The 21,684-nt window shown below is 74.9% G+C and carries 16 protein-coding genes and 1 pseudogene; 4 read left to right on the top strand and 13 right to left on the bottom strand.

Annotated elements, in window-relative coordinates; all coding sequences use genetic code 11:
• Positions 1-231 precede the first annotated feature (231 nt).
• Positions 232-1,512 (top strand): ROK family transcriptional regulator, encoded by a 1,281-nt coding sequence (locus ACSU6Z_RS24225; protein WP_437048683.1) that lies wholly within the window; start codon positions 232-234, stop codon positions 1,510-1,512.
• Positions 1,513-1,992: 480 nt separating this feature from the next.
• On the opposite strand, the gene ACSU6Z_RS24220 is transcribed toward ACSU6Z_RS24225, so the two are convergent.
• A complete protein-coding gene (locus ACSU6Z_RS24220; protein ID WP_437048682.1) occupies positions 1,993-2,760 on the bottom strand; it encodes an IclR family transcriptional regulator in 768 nt (255 codons plus the stop codon).
• Positions 2,761-2,899: 139 nt separating this feature from the next.
• On the opposite strand from ACSU6Z_RS24220, the gene hutH reads away from it, so the two are divergent.
• A complete protein-coding gene (gene hutH / locus ACSU6Z_RS24215) occupies positions 2,900-4,435 on the top strand; it encodes a histidine ammonia-lyase (RefSeq protein WP_437048680.1) in 1,536 nt (511 codons plus the stop codon).
• 767 nt (positions 4,436-5,202) lie between these two features.
• Here hutH and ACSU6Z_RS24210 read toward each other — a convergent pair.
• The 8 genes from ACSU6Z_RS24210 to ACSU6Z_RS24175 all read right to left on the bottom strand — a co-directional run bounded on the left by ACSU6Z_RS24210 (position 5,203) and on the right by ACSU6Z_RS24175 (position 16,220).
• Positions 5,203-7,533, bottom strand: coding sequence for an SWIM zinc finger family protein (locus ACSU6Z_RS24210; RefSeq protein WP_437048678.1), 2,331 nt, complete (start codon positions 7,531-7,533; stop codon positions 5,203-5,205).
• Positions 7,530-10,379 carry a DEAD/DEAH box helicase gene (locus tag ACSU6Z_RS24205; RefSeq protein ID WP_437048677.1) on the bottom strand — a complete coding sequence of 950 codons (2,850 nt, stop codon included), beginning with the start codon at positions 10,377-10,379 and terminating at the stop codon, positions 7,530-7,532. The genes ACSU6Z_RS24210 and ACSU6Z_RS24205 overlap by 4 nt, the downstream gene beginning before the upstream one ends.
• 180 nt (positions 10,380-10,559) lie before the next feature.
• Positions 10,560-11,159 carry a sugar kinase gene (locus ACSU6Z_RS24200; protein WP_437048675.1) on the bottom strand — a complete coding sequence of 200 codons (600 nt, stop codon included), beginning with the start codon at positions 11,157-11,159 and terminating at the stop codon, positions 10,560-10,562.
• Positions 11,156-12,304: an ROK family glucokinase gene (locus ACSU6Z_RS24195; RefSeq protein WP_437048673.1), complete on the bottom strand. Its 1,149-nt coding sequence runs from the start codon at positions 12,302-12,304 to the stop codon at positions 11,156-11,158. Before ACSU6Z_RS24195 ends, ACSU6Z_RS24200 begins: the two co-directional genes overlap by 4 nt.
• A gap of 125 nt (positions 12,305-12,429) precedes the next feature.
• Positions 12,430-13,221, bottom strand: a complete 792-nt coding sequence (locus ACSU6Z_RS24190) for an ATP-binding cassette domain-containing protein (RefSeq protein WP_437048671.1) — start codon at positions 13,219-13,221, stop codon at positions 12,430-12,432.
• Positions 13,218-14,270, bottom strand: coding sequence for an ABC transporter permease (locus ACSU6Z_RS24185; protein ID WP_437048670.1), 1,053 nt, complete (start codon positions 14,268-14,270; stop codon positions 13,218-13,220). Before ACSU6Z_RS24185 ends, ACSU6Z_RS24190 begins: the two co-directional genes overlap by 4 nt.
• A complete protein-coding gene (locus tag ACSU6Z_RS24180) occupies positions 14,267-15,271 on the bottom strand; it encodes a sugar ABC transporter substrate-binding protein (RefSeq protein WP_437048668.1) in 1,005 nt (334 codons plus the stop codon). The genes ACSU6Z_RS24185 and ACSU6Z_RS24180 overlap by 4 nt, the downstream gene beginning before the upstream one ends.
• Positions 15,272-15,482: 211 nt before the next feature.
• Entirely contained in the window at positions 15,483-16,220 is a 738-nt protein-coding gene (locus ACSU6Z_RS24175) for a GntR family transcriptional regulator (RefSeq protein WP_437050460.1), read from the bottom strand.
• A gap of 130 nt (positions 16,221-16,350) precedes the next feature.
• On the opposite strand from ACSU6Z_RS24175, the gene ACSU6Z_RS24170 reads away from it, so the two are divergent.
• Entirely contained in the window at positions 16,351-17,373 is a 1,023-nt protein-coding gene (locus ACSU6Z_RS24170; protein WP_437048666.1) for a Gfo/Idh/MocA family protein, read from the top strand.
• Positions 17,374-17,508: 135 nt separating this feature from the next.
• On the opposite strand, the gene ACSU6Z_RS24165 is transcribed toward ACSU6Z_RS24170, so the two are convergent.
• The 3 genes and pseudogenes from ACSU6Z_RS24165 to ACSU6Z_RS24155 form a co-directional block, all read right to left on the bottom strand.
• Positions 17,509-17,904, bottom strand: a complete 396-nt coding sequence (locus ACSU6Z_RS24165; protein ID WP_437048665.1) for a ribonuclease domain-containing protein — start codon at positions 17,902-17,904, stop codon at positions 17,509-17,511.
• A 149-nt stretch (positions 17,905-18,053) separates the two neighbouring features.
• A complete protein-coding gene (locus ACSU6Z_RS24160) occupies positions 18,054-18,680 on the bottom strand; it encodes a dihydrofolate reductase family protein (protein ID WP_437048663.1) in 627 nt (208 codons plus the stop codon).
• A gap of 70 nt (positions 18,681-18,750) precedes the next feature.
• Positions 18,751-19,559 (bottom strand): annotated as a pseudogene (locus ACSU6Z_RS24155) (AIM24 family protein).
• A 110-nt stretch (positions 19,560-19,669) separates the two neighbouring features.
• On the opposite strand from ACSU6Z_RS24155, the gene ACSU6Z_RS24150 reads away from it, so the two are divergent.
• Entirely contained in the window at positions 19,670-20,413 is a 744-nt protein-coding gene (locus ACSU6Z_RS24150; RefSeq protein ID WP_437050458.1) for an SDR family NAD(P)-dependent oxidoreductase, read from the top strand.
• An 89-nt stretch (positions 20,414-20,502) separates the two neighbouring features.
• On the opposite strand, the gene alc is transcribed toward ACSU6Z_RS24150, so the two are convergent.
• Positions 20,503-21,618: an allantoicase gene (gene alc, locus ACSU6Z_RS24145; RefSeq protein ID WP_437048661.1), complete on the bottom strand. Its 1,116-nt coding sequence runs from the start codon at positions 21,616-21,618 to the stop codon at positions 20,503-20,505.
• Positions 21,619-21,684 lie beyond the last annotated feature (66 nt).

The raw sequence follows: 21,684 nt of genomic DNA, 5'->3' as shown, positions 1-21,684 counted from the left end.
AAGTCAACACATCGGCCCGAACTTGGGACGGATTCGCCGACCGACGACCCCGCCCCGTACGGACACCGCTCCCGCCCGGCGCCTTTCGATCAGAAGACGGCAGTACTGCCCTCTCTCGGCCATTGCTATGTTCGTCGTGCAAATAAACTGGTTCGACGCCGGGGAATCCGGCCGAAACGCAGCGCCTGCCTGGGCGCCGGAAGGACATCGATGGGCGGGCCGGCACGGGACATGCCGCATGCGACCAGCAGGGCCGCGGTACTGGACGTCATCAGGGCGGCCGGAACCATCAGCCGTGTGCGGCTGATCGAGGCGACGGGTTTCACGGGGGCCACGATCTCGACCGTGGTGCGGCGCCTGATCGACGACGGCCTGGTGGCCGAGGTGGGCCGTTCCGAGTCCACCGGCGGCAAGCCGCGCACCCTGCTGGCGCTCAACGAGAGCTCCCGCTACGCGGTCGGCGTCCATCTCGACCACTCGGGCATCACGTACGCGCTCACCGATCTCGGCGGTTCGGTGGTGGCCCGGATGTCCAGGGCCGGGGCGGGCACCGACGATCCCCCCGTGGTCGTGGCCCGCATGGCCGACGAGGTGGACAGGCTCATCCAGGGGGTCGGCATCAGCCGGGACCTGGTCCTGGGGCTGGGCCTGGTGTCACCCGGCCCGCTCACCCCGGCCAGCGGCATGCGCCTGACACCCCCGTCGATGCGGCACTGGGAGGAGTTCCCCCTCGACCGGGCGCTGGCGCAGGCCACCGGTCTTCCGGTCGTCCTGGAGAACGACGCCACCGCGGCGGCCCTCGGGGAGCACTGGTCCGGCGTGGTGCGCGGCACCCCGAGCTTCGCCGCCGTGTACATGGGGACCGGCATCGGCGCCGGCCTCATGATCGACGGAGTCGTCTACCGCGGCCGGAGCGGCAACGCCGGCGAGATCGGCCACATGTGCCTCGACGTGGACGGGCCCGACTGCTGGTGCGGCGCGCGCGGGTGCACGGAGGCGCTCGCGGGCCCGGCCGCCGTGGTGACGCAGGCACGGGCCGACGCGCGCGTCTCGCGTGCGGCCGGGCTGACCCAGGGGCCGGGCGGGCAACGGCCCTCGGTGACCGCCGACTTCGCGGCCGTGGCACGGGCGGCCCGGCTCGGGGACCGCGGTGCCCGGGAGTTGCTGGAGGACTCCGCGCGCTGGCTCGCCCTGGCCACGCGGGCGCTCGCCAACGTCATGGACCTGGAGACGCTGGTGCTCACGGGCCCGAGCCTGGCCGTCGCCGGTTCGGTGTACCTGCCCGTCGTGCGGGAGGAGCTGGACCGCACCTTCTTCGCGCGCGCCGCGCACCCGGTGTCCGTACGGTTGTCGGACTCGGCCGCCACCGCTCCCGCCATCGGGGCGGCGACCATGGTGCTGCGGGCCGAACTGGTGCCCCTGCGCCAAGGGGGGCTTCCCCTCTCCGGCGCTCTGCGGGAGCCCGAGCTCAAGGCCGGGACCGGCGCCGCGGCGGGCCGCGCGCGCCGGTGACGCGGCGCCGGGGCCCGCTTTCCGGCCGGAAGGAGTTCGGCGGCCGGAATCGCCCGCGGACCGGATCGCGCCGGGAGGGGGCGGAGGGCCCCGGGACGTCACCACCCGTTCCGAGGGCGCCCACGCGTGGAACGGCACCGACGCGATTCCGGAGCCGGCGGCAGCGGACGAGCGCGTCGGCGTCGCGGACCGGCGCCTGTGCCGCGCGTCGTCCCCGGACGGGGAGGCCGCCACCGGCGGTCCCCGCGCACGGTCCGGACATCGGTGAGGAAGAGGTACGTGATCACGCGGGCGGTCGCCCTCGCCGTCCGGGGCGCTCGCGCCCTCCTGGACCATCCGGACCCGGCGGCCGCCCGGGCGGGCGCCGGAACCGCCCGAGCCGTTCTCCCCGGATGGTGCCCTCCCCCGCGTGAAGGCGCCGGCCGCACGGTCGCCGCCCCGGCGCCGGACCGCTCCGCGAAGCGCGCGGACCCGCCGGCGTCACGCCGTGGTGACGCCCCCCACCCGGCGGGTCAGCTCCCGCGCCGTCTGTGCCACGTGACCCGCGATCCGGTGGCGTTCCGCCTCGTCGGCCGATTCGCCGGGGAAGGTGACGGAGACCCCGGCGATCGGGTGGGCGTGGTGGTCCAGCACGGGCGCGGCGACGGAGGACAGACCCACCGTCACCTCGCCCTCCTCCGTCGCGTAGCCGCGGCGCCGCACCTGGGCCAGCAGGCCGCGCAGGGCCGTCAGCGACGCGGGGCCGACACCGTGGCGCTGCACGAAGGCCGACCGGTCCGGGAAGATCGCCCGCACCTGCGCGGGCGGCAGCAGCGCCAGCACCGCCCGGCCGCTGGCGGTCAGGTGGGCCGGCAGCCGCACCCCCACCTCGCTGACGAGCGGCGGCCGGCCCGGAGCGCGCTCCTCGATGACGTAGATGACCTCGCGGCCGTGCAGCACGGCGAGGTTCGCGTTGTGCCCGGTACGGTCCACGAGCGCGGCCAGCGGCGCCCGCGCCAGCCGCTGGAGCGGCGCCTGGCGCTGGTATCCGGAGGCCAGTTCGAAGGCGCTGACACCGAGGCCGTAGCGCCGTTCCTCGGGCAGGTGGACGACGAAGCCGTCGGCGGCGAGGGTGTCGAGCAGGTGGTACGTCGTGGAGCGGGGCAGGCCCACGTCGCGGCTGATGGCGGCCGCGGGCACGGGAGCGGCCTGCCGCGCCAGGTAGCGCAGCACGGCCAGCACCTGCGCGGCGGCCGGGACGATGCTCATGGACCGACCGTAAAGCCAGTGGGTGCGCAAACCAACTGTCCGGGATTCCAGACAGTGCTCTCCCGGATCGTCTGGGATACCAGACACTACCGGCCCGGACGCTCTCGCGAACCCCGTCGGCCTGCGGCTTCATGGGGACATGACCGTTGTTGTTGGTGTCGGCCCGCTCTGCGCCGACGAAGTCGTCTCCGTTGCCCGCCGCGGAACCCCGGTGGCCCTCGCCCCGGAGGCGCTGAAGGAAATCGCCCGCAGCCGCGAGGTCGTCCAGGCCCTCGCCGACGACGCCAGGCCCCACTACGGCGTCTCCACCGGTTTCGGGGCTCTGGCCACCCGGCACATCCCCACCGAGCTGCGCGCCCGGCTCCAGCGCAGCCTGGTGCGGTCGCACGCGGCGGGCTCGGGCCCCGAGGTCGAGCGCGAGGTCGTCCGCGCGCTGATGCTCCTGCGCCTGTCCACCCTCGCCACGGGCCGCACCGGCGTACGGCCGCAGACCGCGCAGGCCTACGCCGCGCTGCTGAACGCCGGCATCACCCCGGTCGTCCACGAGTACGGCTCGCTCGGCTGCTCAGGCGACCTCGCCCCCCTCGCACACTGCGCGCTGGCCGTCATGGGCGAGGGCGAGGTCCGCACCGCCGACGGCGTGCGCAGGCCCGCCGCCGAGGCGCTCGCCGAGGCGGGCATCACCCCGGTCGTCCTGGAGGAGAAGGAGGGCCTCGCCCTCATCAACGGCACCGACGGCATGCTCGGCATGCTCGTCCTCGCCGCCCACGACCTGCGCCGCCTGCTGCGCACGGCCGACATCGCCGCCGCGATGAGCGTCGAGGGCCAGCTCGGCACCGACGCCGTGTTCGCCGCCGACCTGCAGGCGCTGCGCCCGCACCCGGGCCAGGCGGACAGCGCCGCCAACCTGCGCTCCCTGCTCGCCGGCTCGGCGATCGTCGCCAGCCACAAGGGCCCGGAGTGCACCCGCGTCCAGGACGCGTACTCGCTGCGCTGCACGCCGCAGGTCCACGGCACGGCCCGGGACACCCTCGCCCACGCCGAACTGGTCGCCTCCCGCGAGCTGGCCAGCGCCATCGACAACCCCGTGGTCACCCTCGACGGGCGGGTGGAGAGCAACGGCAACTTCCACGGCGCCCCCATCGCCGCCGTGCTCGACTTCCTGGCCATCTCGGTCGCCGACGTCGCCTCGATCTCCGAACGCCGTACGGACCGGTTCCTCGACCCCGCCCGCAGCCGCGGCCTCAACCCCTTCCTCGCCGACGACCCCGGTGTCGACTCCGGCCACATGATCGCGCAGTACACGCAGGCCGCGATCGTCTCCGAGCTCAAGCGGCTCGCCGTGCCGGCCTCCACCGACTCGATCCCCTCCAGCGCCATGCAGGAGGACCACGTCTCCATGGGCTGGTCCGCCGCCCGCAAGCTGCGCCGCGCCGTCGACGGACTCGGCCGCGTCCTCGCCGTGGAGCTCTGCACCGCCGCCCGCGCCCTGGACCTGCGGGCCCCGCTGACGCCGGGGCCGGCCACGGCGGCGGTGCGCGACGGACTGCGCGAGACGGTCGAGGGACCCGGCACGGACCGCTGGCTCGCCCCCGAGATCGAGGCGACCGTCCGGTACGTCACCTCCGGCGGCGCCCTGGCCGCCGCGGAGTCGGTCACCGGCCCGCTGGCCTGACCGGACCGCCCTCCCTCGACGCGGGCGCCGCGGTGGCGGCCTCCCCGGCTGCGACTCCGGCTCGTTCCACACGAGTTCCGTGGCCTTGCGCATCGCGGGCCGTCCGGAGAGGGACATGACGCCCAAAGCTCGCCGGCGAAGCGCGTCCGGGCACGGCGCCGCCTTCCCCTGTGCCCCGGCGGGCGGGGAGGCGGCGCGTTTCCGGCTGTCTTCCCCGCGCGCGCCGCGGCCGCCGGGCCGCGGCTTCCCTCGCTCGCACGGCCCGGCGGCCTGTCCGGGGACGGGCCGGGTGCCCGCCCGCGGGGATGTCACGCCCGGGCGGTCGCCGCGCGGCGGATCAGGCGGGCACCGGCGCGGGCCGTGCGCCCGTCCACGTCGAACTCCGGGTTCGGCTCGGCGATGGCGCGGACCGCGAGCTCGCCACCGGCCGCCCCTGGTGGCGGACGCGTTCGACGACGTCCATCGGCATCCCGCGGGCGGCGGGGCGGCGACGCCGGGCGCGACCGCGGCGGGGAGCGCGTCGAGGTCGACGCTCGGGTACGCGATGCCGCAGCTCGCGAGGGAGTCCTCGACGGACCCCGCGGTGCGCGCCGGGTCCGTCGGATGGCGCACGCCGAGCGTGCCGGCGGTGCGGAACGGCCGCTGGGTGTCGCCCGGTTGACCGACGCCCAGCACCCGGTGGCTGAACTCCCGCCCGTGCCGTCGCTCGCTCCGCGCCCTGCGCGGGAAAGGCGTGCCGGAGCCGGCCGGGGGGATGGGGCGGGGTGTCAGGAGGGGTCGCCGAGTGTGCCCAGACCCGTCAGGGCGCCCACCGGGTCGGGGTCGGGGGTGCCGCGGGGCCACCAGTCCTCGCGGCCGGGTTCCGACTCGTAGGCGTACCACAGTCCGTCCCGGCCCAGGCGGAGCTGGACGTGGCCTTGGGGATGGGTGAGGCGGTTGCGCCGGGGGCGGAAGGCGGGGAGGTCGGCGGCGAGGAGGAGGGGCCGCGCGCGGTCGAAGCGGCCGGCCGGCGGGTCCCAGGGCTCTTCGAGGACGGTGAGGCCTTCCAGGCCGCCCTGGCGCCAGGCGGCGACCGCGCGCGCCAGGTCGGCGGTGGTGCGGCCGGTGGCGGCGGCGAGGGAGGCGTACAGGGCCCGGGTGGCGGCGGTGAGCCCGGAGCCGGGGCGGGCGGCGGCGAGGCGGACGGCGTCCTGCCACAGCGTCAGACCGCCGACCGGGTCGCGGCCCGTGGTGAGCAGCGCGTGCGCCCGGGCGGCGGCGTCGGTGGCCAGCTGGTCCAGTGCGAAGGGGTCCGGGCCGCCGGGCGCCGCCGGGTAGACGGGAGGCTGCTCCGGGTGCGCGGGCGCGGGCAACGGGGCCGGCAGCGGGGGGAGCCGGCGGGGTGCCAGCACCTTGCTCGCCCGGACGCCGGGCAGGGGTGCGGGTTGCCCGGAACGGGCGGCGCGGGCCGCTCGGGCGGCGCTGAGCCGGGACAGGGCGTCGATCAGTTCGCGTTCGCCGCGCCCGCGCAGCAGGAGCAGCACGAAGGGGTCGGCGTCCAGCAGTCGTGCCGTCTGGTAGCAGAGGGCGGCGGCGTGTTTGCAGGGGGCGCCGGAGTCGGGGCAGTTGCAGTGCGGGACGAGGTCGCCGGGGCCGGGGAGCAGGGGGACGCCGCAGTCCGCGAGCGAGGGGGGCAGTTCCTTGTCGAGGAGGGCGGCGATGTGTCCCGGCCGCTCGGCGGCGGTGTCCAGGAACCGCTCCCACGCGGCGTCGTCGAGCGTGCGCAGCCGCACCCGCACCCGGTAGGGGCGCGGGCGGCTGCCGCGCACGTAGGCGAGTACCTGACCGGGGGTCACGGTGATCGCGTCGACGTGTCCGTCCTCCGCGTACCTCCGCCCCCGTGCCAGCCGCTCGGGATCCGGCGCGGCCTCCTCCAGCGCGGTGACCCACGCGTTGCCCCACCAGGTCTCGGCGAACCCGCCGTCGGCCGCCGTGCGGGCGGGGAAGGCGGGAAAGGTGCGCCGGTGCTCGCCGTCGCGCTCCGGAGCGGCCATGGAGCGGGGGACTTGGAGCGGGGCGGGTGGTGCGGGGAGGGTACGACCGGGCGGCTGACCGGACGGTTCGGACTGCCGCGGCGCGCCGGCCGGGGAGCCCGCGGGCGGCTCGGGGAGTCCGGGAGGGACGGCGGGGACGGCGGGGACGGCGGGGACGGCGGGGACGGCGGGGACGGCGGGGACGGCGGGGACGGCGGCGGAATCCTCCCCGGCGGGGCCGGTCCCGGCCGGCATCGGGAACGCGTCCGCGAACAACTCCCGTACGGTACGCGCCCGGACGGCGGCCTCGGTGCGCGAGGTGCTTCGGGCGCGGGGCACGGGATGCTGCGCGGGGGGTGCGGAGGGCCCGGGGTGTGCGGAGGGCCCGAAGTGTGACGGGCCGGACGTGCTTCCGGCCTCCCCTGCCGCGTCGTCGGCGCGGGTCCGCCGCGCTTCTTGGAGGGCCGCTCGCAGGGCCTCACGCGCGGCGTCCCCGGGGCGGTCGCCCGCGGTGCGCCGGGTCGGCGGAGCGGAGCTGTCGGGGCGGGCCGCGCCGGCGGGCCGGCGCGGCCTTCGGAGCGGAAGACCGTCCGGCTCCTCCCGACGGGCACGCGCGGACGAGCCCGGAGCCGGTCCGTCCCCGGCCGGTCCATCCCCGGCTGCCGAGTCGTCGGTACCGTGTGGTGCGGCGCGCCGTGCGGACACCGCCCGCCGCAGCGCCGCCCGGGCCGCGTCGGCCGGGCGGGGACCGGGGCGCCCGTCACCGTCCGCCAAAGGTGTCGCCGCCCCGGCGGGTTCGCCGGGACCGGCAGGGCCTCCCGTCTCCGTGTCGTCACCGGCTTCCGCACGCCGCGCGCCTGCCGCGGCCGCCTCGGCGTCCGTGAGGGGTACGCCGTCCGCGGCCCGCGCGGCACCGTCCGCGCCTTCCGTGGCCGCGGCGGCACCGGCGGCCCCCGGCGCCGGGTCCGTCTCCGCGGCGCGCGGCAGGGACGCGGCGCCGGCCGGGTGCTGTCCCGGCGTCTCCTCGTGCCGCTTCCGCGCGGCCCGCAGGGCGCGGCGGGCCTCGTCGGCGGGTCCGGGCGTCATGTGGGCCTCCGCAGGGACACCAGGTCGGACAGTTCGCGGTCGGTCAGTTCGCTGAGGGCGGCCTCGCCGGTGCCGAGGACCGCGTCGGCCAGGGCCCGCTTGGATTCCAGCATCTCGGCGATGCGGTCCTCGACCGTGCCCTCGGTGATCAGGCGGTGGACCTGGACGGGCTGGGTCTGGCCGATGCGGTAGGCGCGGTCGGTGGCCTGCTCCTCGACGGCCGGGTTCCACCAGCGGTCGAAGTGGACGACGTGACCGGCGCGGGTGAGGTTCAAGCCGGTCCCGGCCGCCTTCAGGGAGAGCACGAGGACGGGGGTCGCTCCGGCCTGGAAGCGGTCCACCATGCGCTCCCGTTCCGGCACGGGCGTACCGCCGTGCAGCAGCTCCGCGGGGACCGCGCGGGCGGCCAGGTGGGAGGTGATGAGGCGGGCCATGCCGACGTACTGGGTGAAGACGAGCGCCGAACCGTCCTCCGCGAGCACGGTGTCCAGCAGTTCGTCGAGGAGGGCGAGTTTGCCGGAGCGGGCGGCCAGGCGGTCGCCGGCTCCGGGTGGGTTCTCCTCCTTCAGGAAGAGCGCGGGGTGGTCGCAGATCTGCTTCAGGGAGGTGAGCAGTTTGAGCACCAGCCCGCGGCGGGCCATGCCCTGCGAGGACTCGATGGCCAGCATCGACTCGCGCACCACCGCCTCGTACAGCGCGGCCTGCTCGCGGGTGAGCGGGACGGGGTGGTCCGTCTCGGTCTTCGGCGGCAGTTCGGGAACGATCCCCGGGTCGGACTTGCGGCGGCGCAGCAGGAAGGGGCGGACGAGGCGGGCCAGGCGCCGCACCGCCTCGTCGTCCTCACCGTTCTCCGCCGCGCGCGCGTGCCGGGCGCGGAAGGATTTCAGCGGGCCGAGGAGGCCGGGGGTGGTCCAGTCGAGCAGGGCCCACAGCTCGGAGAGGTTGTTCTCCACCGGTGTGCCGGTCAGGGCCACGCGGGCCGGGGACGGGATGGTGCGCAGCGCCTTCGCCGTGGCCGAGTAGGGATTCTTGACGTGCTGCGCCTCGTCGGCGACGACCATGCCCCACCGCCGCCCGGCGAGCTCCGGTGCCGCCGAGCGCATCGTGCCGTACGTGGTGAGGACGAAGCCGCCGGTCAGGCCGTCCAGGCTGCGGTCGGGGCCGTGGAAGCGGCGGACGGGGACGCCGGGGGCGAACCGGTGGATCTCCCGCTGCCAGTTGCCGAGCAGCGAGGCCGGGCAGACCACGAGCGTCGGTTCGTCGCGCGCCCGCTTCAGGTGCAGGGCGATGACGGTGACCGTCTTGCCCAGGCCCATGTCGTCGGCGAGGCAGCCGCCGAGGCCGAGGGAGGTCATCAGGTCCAGCCAGGCCAGGCCCCTGAGCTGGTAGTCGCGCAGGGTGGCGTGCAGGCCGGGGGGCGGCTCGGCCGGGTCCACGCCCGCGGTGATGCGGTCGCGCAGCGCGGCCAGGGCGCCGACGGGCACCGCCTCCACCGTCTCGCCGTCGGCCTCGGCGCTGCCGGTGAGCGCGACGGACAGCGCGTCGACGGGATCCAGCAGCCCCAGCTCCCGCTTGCGGGCCCGGCGGACGAGGACCGGGTCGACCAGGACCCAGCGGTCCCGAAGCCGCACGACGGGGCGGTGGGCCTCGGCGAGCATGTCCATCTCGGCCTCGGTCAGCGCGTCGCCGCCGAGGGCGAGCTGCCAGCGGAACCGCAGCAGCTCCCCGCTCTCGAAGAAGCCGGTGCCGTCGGTCGCCGAGCCGGGGGCGGGCGTGACCACCGCCGTCGCGGTCAGGTCCTGGGCGAGGTCGCGGGGCCAGTGCACGGCGACCCCGGCCGCGGCGAGCCGGGTGGCCGCGACGCCGAGCAGGTCGCCGAGCTCCTCCTCGGACAGGGCCAGGACGTCCGGCACGTCCTGCCGGGCGAGCCGGTCGAGCGGCGGCCAGACGCGGGCCGCGCGGCGCACCGCGAGGGCGGCGTCCACCCGCGCGCGAGGCCCGAAGGCGGCGTCCGCCGTGCCCGCCCACAGGGCGGCGGCGTCGGCCACCAGGGTCGGGTCGGCGAGGCTGTGCACCTGGACGACCGCCGCGCCGGCGCCGCGGACCCCGCCGGTGTCGTCGCCGCGGTCGAACAGGTCGTACGCCGACAGGTCCAGGCGGAGCGAGATCCGCACGCCCGCGTCCATGCCCGCGGCGACCTCCGCCGCCCAGTCGTGGGCCGTGGGCAGGTGCCGGGGCTCGCGCGCGGCGAAGGGCCTGCCCGCGGCGTGGGGCGCGGCCGGGGTGCGGGGCAGGGTGTCCGCGACCGCGTCCAGGAAGGCGCGCACCAGCGCTTCGGGCTCGGGGAGCCGGATCGGTCCGGGGCCGTCCAGCGGCACCGCGTGCCCCTCGGGGGGCAGGGCGGCGGCCACCGCGCGCAGGTGCGCGAGGTCGTCCGGGTCCAGCGGTCCGGCCCGCCAGGCGTCGTGGCCCGTCGCCGTCAGGCCGGGCAGCAGCCGGCCGCGCGCGGTCAGCCGCAGGGCGTGCAGGGCGGCGGCGCCCCAGCAGGCGGTGGCGGGATGGGCGGCCGGGGCGTGCCGGGCGTGGGCCAGCAGGGGCAGGGCCTCGGCGAGCGGGAGCGACAGCGCGGGTGTGGTCCTGCGCCGTACGCCGGTGCCGTGCCGCCGTACGACGGTGAGCTCCGTGTCCTGGACCGGCAGGTCCCCGCCGTCGGGGTCCCAGAAGGCGACCCGGCCCTCGCGCGGGAGGGGCGCGGGCAGGAAGACGGCGGCGAGCCGGAGGGGGACGTCCGGCGCGGACTCCCGCACCGCCTGCGCGGGCCCGGGCAGCACGGTCCTGTCGCTCATACGTCCTGCCCCTCCCGCCCGCGGGTCCGATCGGATGTCTTCGACTCTACGGGCGGGGTCTGACAATCGGCTCCGCCGGCCGGCCGGGCGGCGACGGATGGCCCCGGGCCGCGCTCCCGGGCACCGGCCGGACTGCCGGACCACACCCACGGGCACCGCGCCGGACTGCCGTGCGGGGCGTCAGGGAACCGTGCGGGAGACGACGTACACCATCGGGCGGTCCGGGTCGGCCATGTCGACGACGATGTCGTGCGTGGGGGCCGGGTTCTCCTGCTCGTGGACGAGGCCCTGCCAGGAGCCGGGTCCGGTGAGCTTCCAGCCGGTGATCCGCTGGTCGCGGCCGCTGATGGTGACGCGGTCCCGTTCGAGGTCGTCCCGGTGGACGCCCACGCCCGCGAGGAAGGCGTCCAGTCCCGCGGCGGTGGTCTCGAACTGGACGTACAGGCGGCTTGTCTTCCAGTTGTTCGTCTCGTAGTACGCGACCTTGGCGGCGGGGTGCGGGACGGGCACCTGGTAGATGCGGCGCTGCAGCTTGGACGGCCAGCCCTCGGTCAGGCCGGTCGCCGAGTACTTCTCCTCCTTGTCCCGGCCGCTGTCCCGGCTCTGGTTGGCGGAGATCACCAGGTATCCGGCAGGGATGCCGATGAGGAGCACGATGATGAGCAGGGTGAGGGCCCTGCGGCGGATCACGCGGCGGCGGTCTCCGGCCGGGTTCCCGGGGGCCTGCGGGGGTCCGGGGTCCTCCGGGGACCCGGCCCGCTGCGGCGGGGCGTCCGTCACGACGCCTCCCGGGCCGAGCGGAGGGCCTCCGCGTACTTCTCGTAGCGGTCGTGCCGCTCGACCCGGCGCCGCTTGGCCCGGCGGAAGCGGCGGGCGACCAGGCGGGCCAGGTCGGCTGCGCCGACCATGCCGGCCTCGGGGCCGAGCTGGGCGCGGACGATGCGGGCCTCGGGGCGGTAACCGCGCCCGGTGAGCTGGCGTTTGAAGGCGTCGCGGGCGGGGCCGATCAGCAGGTCGTCGGCCGCGCTGACCCCGCCGCCGATGACGAAGCAGGACGGGTCGAGGGCCGCCGCGAGGTTGGCGATGCCGACGCCGAGCCACTGCCCGATGTCCTGGAGCAGCTCGATGCACATGGCGTCGCCCTCGCGCGCCAGCTCGGTGATCATGGGGCCGGTGATGTCGGGGATCTGGCCCTTGACGTGCTCGATGATCCCGTACGCCACCGGCGAGTCGGCCGCGGCCAGTTCGCGGGCCTCCCGGACCAGTGCGTTGCCGGAGCTGTACTGCTCCCAGCAGCCGCGGTTGCCGCACGGGCAGCGGTGGCCGCCGGGAACGACCTGCATGTGGCCGAACTCACCGGCGACGCCGTACTTGCCGCGCTTGACCTGACCGTCCTCCAGGATCGCGCCGCCGATGCCGGTGCCGAGCGTGATCATGACGAGGTGGTCCTCGCCGCGGCCGGCGCCGAAGCGCCACTCGGCCCAGGCGGCGGTGTTGGCGTCGTTGTCGACCAGGACGGGCACGGAGAGCCGGCCGGACAGGCGGTCCCTGAGGGGTTCGTTGCGCCAGGACAGGTGGGGGGCGAACAGCACGCGGTTGCGGTCGGCGTCGACCCAGCCGGCCGCGCCGATGCCGACGGCGTGCACGTCGTGCCGGTCGGACAGGTCCAGGACCAGTTCGACGATGGTGTCCTCGACGACCTTGGGGCTCTTGGACTTGTCCGGGGTCTCCGTGCGGAGCTTCTCCAGGATGTTGCCGTCGGCGTCGACGACGCCCGCCATCACCTTCGTGCCGCCGATGTCGATGCCGACGGTGGGCACGCGGGGCGCCGTCAGGTGCGAGCGGCGCTCCCGGGTGCCCACCGTGCGCAGCACGGTGGCCCGGCGGGAGCCGATGGGGGCGGTGAGGTCGCGGTAGGTGCTCATCGGAGCCGATTCTGCCGTACGCTCACGCTGCGTGTCGTAGGGGGAGTGGCGCGGTGGCGCCCGGCGTGCCCCGGCGTCCGCCGTCCGCGGGCGCGTCGTGGCCGGTCGGGCGGTTCCCCGTCCCCTCAGGGGCGTTGCAGCTCGTGGCGGAGGTCGTCCAATTCGTTGCCGCCCGCCATCTGGCGGGTCAGCTCGTCCAGGGTGATCTCGTCCCGTGTGTGATTCCCCACCATCGTGCCCCGCTTCAGGAGCACGAATCGGTCCCCCACCAGGTACGCGTGGTGCGGGTTGTGGGTGATCAGCACGACGCCCAGGCCCTGGTCCCGGGCCGCCGCCACGTACTTCAGCACCACGCCGGACTGCTTCACGCCGAGCGCCGCCGTGGGCTCGTCCAGGACCAGCACCTTCGCGCCGAAGTACACCGCGCGGGCGATCGCCACGCACTGGCGCTCGCCGCCGGAGAGGGTGCCGATGGGCTGGTCCACGTCGCGCAGGTCGATGCCCATGCGGAGCAGTTCGGCGCGGGTGGTCTCGCGCATGAGGTCGACGTCCAGGCGTTTGAAGGGGCCGGTGCCCTTGCGCGGCTCGGAGCCGAGGAAGAAGTTCCGCCACACCGGCATCAGGCCGACGACGGCCAGGTCCTGGTAGACGGTCGCGATGCCGCGGTCCAGGGCCTCGCGCGGGGAGGACAGGCGGGTCTCCTCGCCCTCGATCGCCAACGTGCCGTCGTCGTGCTGGTGCAGACCGGCGATGATCTTGATGAGGGTGGACTTGCCGGCTCCGTTGTCGCCCAGCACGCAGGTGATCTCACCGGCGTGGACCTGGAGCGAGACCCCTTCGAGGGCGCGGACGTTTCCGTAGTGCTTGCCGACGCCGGACAGCTCGACGAGCGCCGTACGCGGTGCGGTCTGCGTCACTTGGTGGCCTCCGCGCGCTTGCGGACCCAGGTGTTGAGCAGGGTCGCGAGGAGCAGCATGGCTCCGAGGAAGAACTTGAACCAGTCGGGGTTCCACTCGGCGAAGACGATGCCCTTGCTGGTCATGCCGAACAGCAGCGCGCCGACCGCCGAGCCGACGGCGCTGCCGTAGCCGCCGGTGATCAGGCAGCCGCCGATGACGGCGGCGATGATGTAGATCAGCTCGTTGCCGACGCCCTCGCCGGACTGGACGACGTCGTAGGAGAAGAGCAGGTGCTGGCCGGCCACCCAGGCGCCGAAGGCGACGCCCATGTAGAGGCCGATCTTGGTCTTGTTCACGGGGACGCCGACGGCGCGGGCGGCGTCCTTGTTGCCGCCGACCGCGAAGATCCAGTTGCCCGCGCGGGTGCGCAGCAGGATCCAGCTGGCGACGGCGACCAGCGCGAGCCACCACACGATGGTGATCTTGATGGCGACGCCGCCGACGGTGAGCGTCGAGGCGAAGACGTCCCGGGCGGAGGGGAAGCCCTCCATGTCGGCGATGGTCTTGGTGGAGACGGTGCCGTCGATCAGCTTGGTGAAGCCGAGGTTCATGCCGGTCAGCATCAGGAAAGTGCCGAGCGTGATGATGAAGCTCGGCAGCCTCGTGCGGGTCAGCATGAAGCCGTTGAAGGCGCCGATGGCCAGGGTGGCCAGCAGGGACACGCCGACGCCGACCCAGACGTTGGCGGTCATCTGATAGCTGAACATCGACGAGATCAGCGCCGAGGAGGTGACCATCACGCCCGCGGACAGGTCGAACTCCCCGCCGATCATCAGCAGCGCGACGGGTACGGCCATGATGCCGATGGTGGAGGCGGCGTACAGGACCGTGCCGAGGCTGGACAGGCGCAGGAAGCTGTCGGCGGCCAGGGCGAAGAAGACGAAGACCGCGAGGGCGCCGACGACCGAGCCCAGTTCGGGGCGGCTCAGAAGCTTGCGCAGCGGCGAGGTCCGCAGGACCCTCTCGTCCCCGCCGTTCGTGGCCTTCGTGCCGGTGATGGCGCTCATCGCGTCCCCCGCTTCGTGAAGTCCGCCAGCGCGTCGGCGTCGTCCTTGGTGATGATCTGCGGCCCGGTGAGCACCGGCCGGCCGCCGCCGAGGACGTCGGCGTTGTACTTGTACAGCCACAGCAGGTCGACCGCCTGGTAGCCCTGGAGGTAGGGCTGCTGGTCGACGGCGAAGCCGAGGGTGCCGTCCTTCAGTCCGGCGACCACCTTGGCGTTGAGGTCGAAGGTGTCGATCTCGGCGTCGCTGTCCGCGCCCTGCTTGGCCTTCACGGCGGTGTCGGCGTACGGGGCGCCGAGCGTGACGACGGCGTCGACGGACTTGTCGGTCTGGAGCTTGGCCTCGATGGCGGACTGGACGTCGGGCATGCTCGTGCCGTTGACGTACAGCCGCTGGACGGTGCCGTCGAAGGTCTTCTCCACGCCGTCGCAGCGCTGCTCGTGGCCGACGTTGCCCTGCTCGTGCAGGACGCAGACCGCCTTCTTCCGCTTGCGCGCGTTCAGTTGCTCGCCGACCGCCTCGCCGGCGATCGTCTCGTCCTGGCCGATGTGGGTGAGCGCACCGAACTCCTTCGACTCCGCGGAGCCGGAGTTCACGGTGACCACCGGGATGCCCGCCTTGCGCGCGCGGGCGACGGCCGCCTTCATCGCGTCGGGCTTGGCGAGCGTGACGATGATCCCGTCGACCTTCTTGTCGACGGCCGCGTCCACGAGTTGCGCCTGCTGCTGCGCCTCGTCGTCGTGCGAGTACAGGAAGTCGACGTTGTCCTTGGCGGCGGCCTGTTCGGCGCCGCTCTGGACGATGTCCCAGAAGGTGTCGCCGTCTCCCGAGTGGGTGATCATCGCGAAGGTCCAGCGCGGTGTGTCCACCGCCGTTCCGCCCTGGGCCGCCGCGGCCTTGCGGGCGTCCTCGGCGCGCTTGCCGCCGGTGCTGCTGCATCCGGCGAGCGACAGCGACAGCGCTCCTGCCACCGCGATGCCTACCCAGGTCCGAAACCGTGCCACGAGGCCGTGCCCTTCTTGCCGTGCTCTGTCATATGTGAGGGCAGGTTCTCCCACCGCCCCAAACGCCCCATTGTCGGACATGGGCCTCCGGCGCCCTGCCTCCGGGGAGCATACGCCAGTCATTTTGTCCGAACATTAAGAGGAAGGTGGGCGACCGCCCTCGGGGGACGGGCAGGCGCGCGCCCCGCGGGCCGCGGGAACGGCACACGCCTCACGACCGCACGAGCAGCTGGAACTCGAAGGAGTAGCGGGACGGCCGGTAGACGTGGGTGCCGAACTCGACCGCGCGGCCGGTGTCGTCGAACGTGGTGCGCTGCATGGTCAGCAACGGGGCGCCCTCACTCTCGCCGAGCCGTTCCGCCTCGGCGGCGGTGGCGGCGCGGGCGCCGATGGACTGGCGGGCGCTGTGCAGCGTGATCCCGGCGGCGCGCATCAGCCGGTACAGGCCGGTGGCCTCCAACTGCCCGGTTCCCAGATCGAACAGGCCCGGCGGGAGAAAGTTGCACAGGTACGCCATCGGCTCCCCGTGCGCCAGCCGCAGCCGCTCCACCCGGTGCACGTCGCCGCCCTCGGGGACACCGAGGGCGGCGGCGATCTCCGCGTCGGCGGGGACCACGGTGTTGACCAGGACCTTCGTGGCCGGACGCTGTCCCGCCGCCTCCAGGTCGTCGTAGAGGCTGCTGAGTTCCAGGGACCGTTTGACCCTGCTGTGCACGACCTGGGTGCCGACGCCGCGGCGGCGCACGAGCAGCCCCTTGTCGACGAGCGACTGGATGGCCTGGCGGACGGTGGGCCGGGACAGGCCCAGGCGCGCGGCGAGGTCGATCTCGTTGCCCAGCAGGCTGCCGGGTGTCAGGTCCCCTCGCTCGATCGCCGCCTCCAGCTGCTGCGACAGCTGGAAGTACAGCGGCACGGGACTGCCGCGGTCCACGGTGAGGTCGAGCGGCACGGTCGGGGTCGTTTCCGGTTTCGGCACGGGCCCGAGCGTAACTCCGCGCGCTGATGACGGGAAGTCGTGTAGTCAGATTGTCCGGACATGCTCGTTGACAGCGGACGGGCGCCGAGCCCACCTTGATGGCATGCGTATCGGGGTCATCGGCACGGGCCGGATCGGCGCCGTCCACGCGCACACGCTCAGCCGCCATCGCGACGTCGGTTCGCTGATCCTCACGGACGCGGACGGGGCGCGCGCGCAGGAGCTGGCGCAGCGGCTGGGCGGGACGGCGGCGCCGGGGGCGGACGAGGTCTTCCGGTGGGGCGTGGACGCCGTGGTGATCGCGACGGCGACCCCGGCCCACGCCGGGCTGATCGGCCGGGCGGCGCGTGCGGGGCTGCCGGTCTTCTGCGAGAAGCCCATCGCGCTCGACCTGCCCGGCACGCTGCACGCGCTCGCCGAGGTCGAGGCGGCCGGGACGGTCCTGCACGTGGGCTTCCAGCGCCGCTTCGACACGGGCTATACGGGGGCGCGGGAGGCGGTGCGGTCCGGGCGGCTCGGGCGGCTGCACACCGTCCGGGCGCTGACGAGCGACCGGGAGCCGCCGCCGGCCGCGTATCTGCCGGTGTCCGGCGGGCTGTACCGGGACACGCTGGTCCACGACTTCGACATCCTGCGCTGGGTCACCGGGCAGGAGGTGGTCGACGTGTACGCGGCCGGGTCCGACGCCGGTCCGCCGGTGTTCCGCGCGGCGGGCGACGTCGGCACCGGCGCGGCGCTGCTGACCCTCGCCGACGGCGCGCTCGCCACGGTGACCGCGACCCGGCTCAACGGCGCGGGCTACGACGTCCGCATGGAACTGGCCGGGGAGCTCGACCAGATCGCCGTCGGCCTGGACGACCGGACGCCGATCGCCTCCACCGGGTCGGCCGGGCCGCCGGCCGCCGGCAAGCCGTGGACGGGGTTCGCGGAACGCTTCCGGCCCGCCTACGAGGCGGAGTTGTCGGCGTTCGTCGAGGTGGTGCGCGGCGAGCGGGCCAACCCCTGTGACGGGCGGGAGGCGTTGCAGGCCCTGCGGATCGCCGAGGCGTGCGAGCTGTCCCGGCGGGAACGCCGGCCGGTGCGTCTGGCGGAGATCCCGGGGGCGGCGGAGACGCTGGCGGGGTGATCCCAGGGGGTGGGCCGCCCCCCGGCGCCGGTGCGGGCCGGCAGGCCGCCCGGCGGAGGCGTCCGGGCGGGAGCCGGAGGACCGACCGGGGCCGCGGGGCCGCGCATCCGGGTGCCGGTGCCTCCCGGACCGCGCTCAGCAGCCGTGGTCCACCAGGTCGAACGAAGCGTAGTGGTCGGCGGTGTAGTAGTCCTCCCGGTAGCCCTCACCCGTGACGATGCGGCGCGCGCCGCGCGTGGAGGAGCCGGGCGTGATCACGGTGTACTCGTGGTAGTACCCGGTCGGCCGGGTGGGCAGGACGCCCTCCCGGTTCCGGAAGACCGTGCCGTCCTGCTCGTACGGGAAGGGGCCGCCCCGCTCGATCAGGCCGAGCGTGTCGTGGGCCTGGGACGGCAGGTCGCTGTAGCAGATGCTGCCGACCGCCGCGGGGGCGGCGGCGGCCGGGGTCGCGGAGACGGTGCCGCCCACGAGGAGGGCGGACAGGAGAGCGGCTGCGGCGCCGGTCCGAGTGGCGCGCGGGGGGAATCTCATGCCGTCATGATGACGCGCGTAGACGTCGGCATGTCAATGACAACCAGCGGAATTTCACCTCAAGTCCCTTGTGTTTCAGGGAAGTTAACCTGCCGCCCGGGTCACGCTCCCCGCGGGCGGCAGACCGGTGTGATGCGCCGCCACCCGCCTCAGGCGTTCTCCGGGGACTCGTACGAGCCGTACTCGGGGCGGCCCACCAGGTCGTACGACTGGATGGACACCCCGGTGGCGGTGACGCGTCCGCCGGTGTGCCGGAACGCGGTCGGCACGGTGCCCTCCGGGAACAGGCGGCGTCCGGCGCCGAGCACGACCGGGAAGGTCAGCAGGTGGACGGTGTCGATCAGGTCCAGGGCGAACAGGGACCGGGCGAGGGCGCCGCTGCCGTGCACCTGGAGCTCGCCGTCGGTGCGCTCCTTCAGGGCGGCGACCTCCTTGGCGAGGTCGCCGCGGACCACGGTCGTGCCCGCCCACTCCGACCGGTCCAAGGTGGTGGAGACGACGTACTTGGGCAGGCCGTTCAGCCTGCCGGCGACCGGGTCGGCGGGGTCGGTCACCTTCGGCCAGTAGGAGGCGAAGATGTCGTACGTGCGGCGGCCCAGGAGGAAGGCGCCGACACGGCCGAAGACCTCGTCGACGAACCGGCCGAAGTCCTCGTCGGCGTACGGGACGCTCCAGCCGCCCTGGCCGAAGCCGTCGCGGGTGTCCTCCCGGGGTCCGCCGGGTGCCTGGTAGACGCCGTCGAGGGTGAGGAAGGTGGTGAGAACGAGCTTGCCCATGGCGGGTGCCTCTCCGTGCGCGGGATCCGTGTCACCACTTCAGACCCCGCCGGCACCCGCGACTCATCGCTCACCCGGCGGGCGTGGGGAGGATGCCGCCGCCGGCCCCTGCCCGCCGCCGTTTCCTGCCCCTCGCAGGGCGTTGGCCAGGCCTTCGAGGGTCAGGGACTGGAGGATGACCCGGCCGCTGCCTTCCAGGGCGGCCAGGGACAGGCCCCCGCCCCCGGGGACGGCGTTCATCAGGCCCGGGCGGTTCAGGCCGCCGGCGCGCCGCACGCCGTACCGGATGCCCTCCTCGAAGGCGACCACGCACCCCGTGCCCACCTCGATGCGGCCGCCGAAATCGGCCGGGTCGAGGTCGACGAGGTCACCCGCGCCCGCGATGATCACCGTGCCGCGGCCGGTGAACCTCTCCAGGACGAACCCTTCGCCGCCCTTCGTGCCGGTGCGCGCGGCCCGGCAGGCGACGGCGAGGGCGACGGTGGACTCGGCGGCCACCAAGGCGCCCTTCCCCGCGAGCCAGGCGCGCGTGCCGTCCAGTTCCAGGGCGCGCATCTCGCCCGGGAGGACGCCCGCGAAGCCGACCGTGCCCTCGCCGCCTCGGGCCGTGAAGTGCTGGAAGGCGATCGACTCGCCCGCGGGCACCCGCCGGCCGATCCACGAGGGGGTGTCCACCGCCTGCCGCAGCAGGCCGTCGGCGCCGCCGCCCGGTGACCGCTGCCCGCCGCCGCCGAGGGGGCCGGTCAGCCGGGTCTCCACGGTCACGTCGGGCGTCTTGAACAGGAACCTGTCCGCTTCGCCGTACACGGTCTGACCCGGCCGGAGGGTGACGACCGCCATCTGCGTGACGTTGCCCGCGATCTCGTGCTGGAGGGTCACACGGGGTGAACGCGGCGGCCGGGTACGGGAGTTCCCGGCGGGCCGAGGTGGATGTCCGATCGCCGCCGGTGCTCCGGCGCCGGGGCGGCTGGAATGGACCCATGAACCCGATGAACACCCAAGCACCTCTCGACGGCAAGAAGGCTCTCGTGACCGGCGGCGGCCGGGGCATCGGCGCGGCGACCGTGCTGCGGCTCGCCCGGGACGGCGCGGACGTGGCCCTCACCTATGTGCGGGACGAGGAGGCGGCCGAGGAGGTCGTCCGGGGCGTGACGGCGCTGGGGCGCCGCGCGGTGGCGCTGCGGGCCGACTCCGCCGACCCCGGGGAGGCGGCCGGGGCGGTGGGACGCGCGGCCGAGGCGCTCGGCGGTCTCGACGTGCTGGTGAACAACGCGGGCGTCGGCCTGCTCGGTCCGCTGGGGGACATCACGCTCGCCGATGTCGACCGGGTGCTCTCGGTGAACGTGCGCGGCGTGTTCCTGGCCTCCCAGGCGGCCGCCGCGCGGATGGCCGACGGCGGCCGGATCGTCACGATCGGCACCTGCCTGACCCAGCGGGTGCCGGGCCCCGGCGGCACGCTCTACGCGATGAGCAAGGCGGCCCTGACCGGCCTGACCAAGGCGTTGGCCCGCGAACTGGGCGTGCGCGGCATCACCGCGAACATCGTCCATCCGGGTCCGATCGACACCGACATGAATCCGGCGGACGGCCCGTACGCGGCCGGGCAGGCGGCGATGACCGCCCTGGGCCGCTTCGGCACGGCCGACGAGGTCGCCTCGACGGTCGCCCATCTGGCGGGCGCGGCCTACGTCACCGGCGCGGAGTTCTCGGTGGACGGCGGTCACGCCGCCTGACGAGGGGCGGCTCCGCCGGTGGAACGCCGTGGAACGCGGGGCGCGCCGGCGCTGTCCGTCCGGCGCGCCCCGCGGGCCGGGGCGGTGGGTCAGCCGCCCAGTTCCTGGTGGCGGGCGGCGAGGCGGTCCGCGCCGTCCTCGGTCAGCGAGCCGAACAGGCGCAGGCGGGAGATGCCGCCGTCGGGGAAGATGTCCACGCGCGCGTGCGTGCCGACGGCCGGCTCCGGCAGGACGAAGCGGTGGTTGGTGTCGGGCTGCATCCGGGTGCGCGGGACGACTTCGCGCCACTCGCCGTCCTCACCGTCCCTGACGGACACCGACGCCCAGCCGGCCGAGTTGCCCTTGAGGTAGGCGGTGTCGATCTCGACGGCGCGGATCTGCGAGCGGTCCACCAGCCGGTAGCGGATCCAGTCGTTGCCCCGGTCGCGGCGGCGGCGGGTCTCCCAGCCGTCGTCCATCTTGCGGGAGCGGCCCGGCTGAATGGTGTTGGTGGCGGGCGAGTAGAAGAGGTCGGAGGCGTCCTCGACCCGGCCGCCGTTCTCCAGGGCGACCACGTCGAAGGTGCCGAGCGCCGCCAGCCACTTCGGGTCCGGGACGACCTCGCCGTACACGCGCAGGCGGGCGATGCCGCCGTCGGGGTGCTGCTTGAGGCGCAGGTGGGTAAAGCGCCGCTCGGCGGTGACGGCGAAGCCGTTGGCCGCGTGGCCGCCGATCGCGGTGCGCGGGACCAGTGTCGTCCACTTCACGTCGTTCGCGAGGAGTTCCTCGGGCGAGGGGGAGCCGGGCACACTGGCGCCCTCGACGGAGACCGCCCGCGGGTGGTTGCCGCGGAAGTGGGCGGTGTCGACGACGATCCCGCGGATCACGCCGGGCGCGCCGAGGCGGACGAGCGCCCAGTCGTGGTCGTCCTCGGCCGGCCAGGGGTGCTCGGCGGACACGCCGCGGCGCCGGCGGGTCTCCCAGCCGTCCATGACCTTGCCCTTGTGCCCGAAGTGCTCGGGGTCGAACTCGGCGCGCCCGGGTACCAGCAGGTTCTCGCGCTGGGCGAAGAACTCGTCGTTGGCGGCGATGACACCGGCACCGAGCCGGCGGTCGGCGAGGTCGGCGTGGTGGGCGAAGGGGAAGTCGGCGGTGCGGTAGTCCGCGTACGGGTCGCCGCCTCCGTAGGGGTTCGCGTCGCCGGTGAAGCTGGGAATCGCCGTCACGGGGATCAGGTCCTGCCTTTCGGGAGTCGGGTGCGGTGCGGATCCGGAGGGTCGGGAACGCCGGCG

Origin of the sequence: Streptomyces sp. enrichment culture, from assembly GCF_964273145.1 — a bacterium.
In the GTDB taxonomy this organism is placed as follows: Bacteria; Actinomycetota; Actinomycetes; order Streptomycetales; family Streptomycetaceae; genus Streptomyces.
Note: the sequence above shows the minus strand (reverse complement) of the source record. Positions and strands in the feature narration are given on the sequence as shown.

What these genes read in the sequence shown, in the direction of transcription:
- ACSU6Z_RS24225 (WP_437048683.1), top strand. Translation starts at nt 232, where the DNA reads ATGCCGCATGCGACCAGCAGGGCCGCGGTACTGGACGTCATCAGGGCG.
- ACSU6Z_RS24220 (WP_437048682.1), bottom strand. Translation starts at nt 2,760, where the DNA reads ATGAGCATCGTCCCGGCCGCCGCGCAGGTGCTGGCCGTGCTGCGCTAC.
- hutH (WP_437048680.1), top strand. Translation starts at nt 2,900, where the DNA reads ATGACCGTTGTTGTTGGTGTCGGCCCGCTCTGCGCCGACGAAGTCGTC.
- ACSU6Z_RS24210 (WP_437048678.1), bottom strand. Translation starts at nt 7,533, where the DNA reads ATGACGCCCGGACCCGCCGACGAGGCCCGCCGCGCCCTGCGGGCCGCG.
- ACSU6Z_RS24205 (WP_437048677.1), bottom strand. Translation starts at nt 10,379, where the DNA reads ATGAGCGACAGGACCGTGCTGCCCGGGCCCGCGCAGGCGGTGCGGGAG.
- ACSU6Z_RS24195 (WP_437048673.1), bottom strand. Translation starts at nt 12,304, where the DNA reads ATGAGCACCTACCGCGACCTCACCGCCCCCATCGGCTCCCGCCGGGCC.
- ACSU6Z_RS24185 (WP_437048670.1), bottom strand. Translation starts at nt 14,270, where the DNA reads ATGAGCGCCATCACCGGCACGAAGGCCACGAACGGCGGGGACGAGAGG.
- ACSU6Z_RS24170 (WP_437048666.1), top strand. Translation starts at nt 16,351, where the DNA reads ATGCGTATCGGGGTCATCGGCACGGGCCGGATCGGCGCCGTCCACGCG.
- ACSU6Z_RS24165 (WP_437048665.1), bottom strand. Translation starts at nt 17,904, where the DNA reads ATGAGATTCCCCCCGCGCGCCACTCGGACCGGCGCCGCAGCCGCTCTC.
- ACSU6Z_RS24160 (WP_437048663.1), bottom strand. Translation starts at nt 18,680, where the DNA reads ATGGGCAAGCTCGTTCTCACCACCTTCCTCACCCTCGACGGCGTCTAC.
- ACSU6Z_RS24150 (WP_437050458.1), top strand. Translation starts at nt 19,670, where the DNA reads ATGAACACCCAAGCACCTCTCGACGGCAAGAAGGCTCTCGTGACCGGC.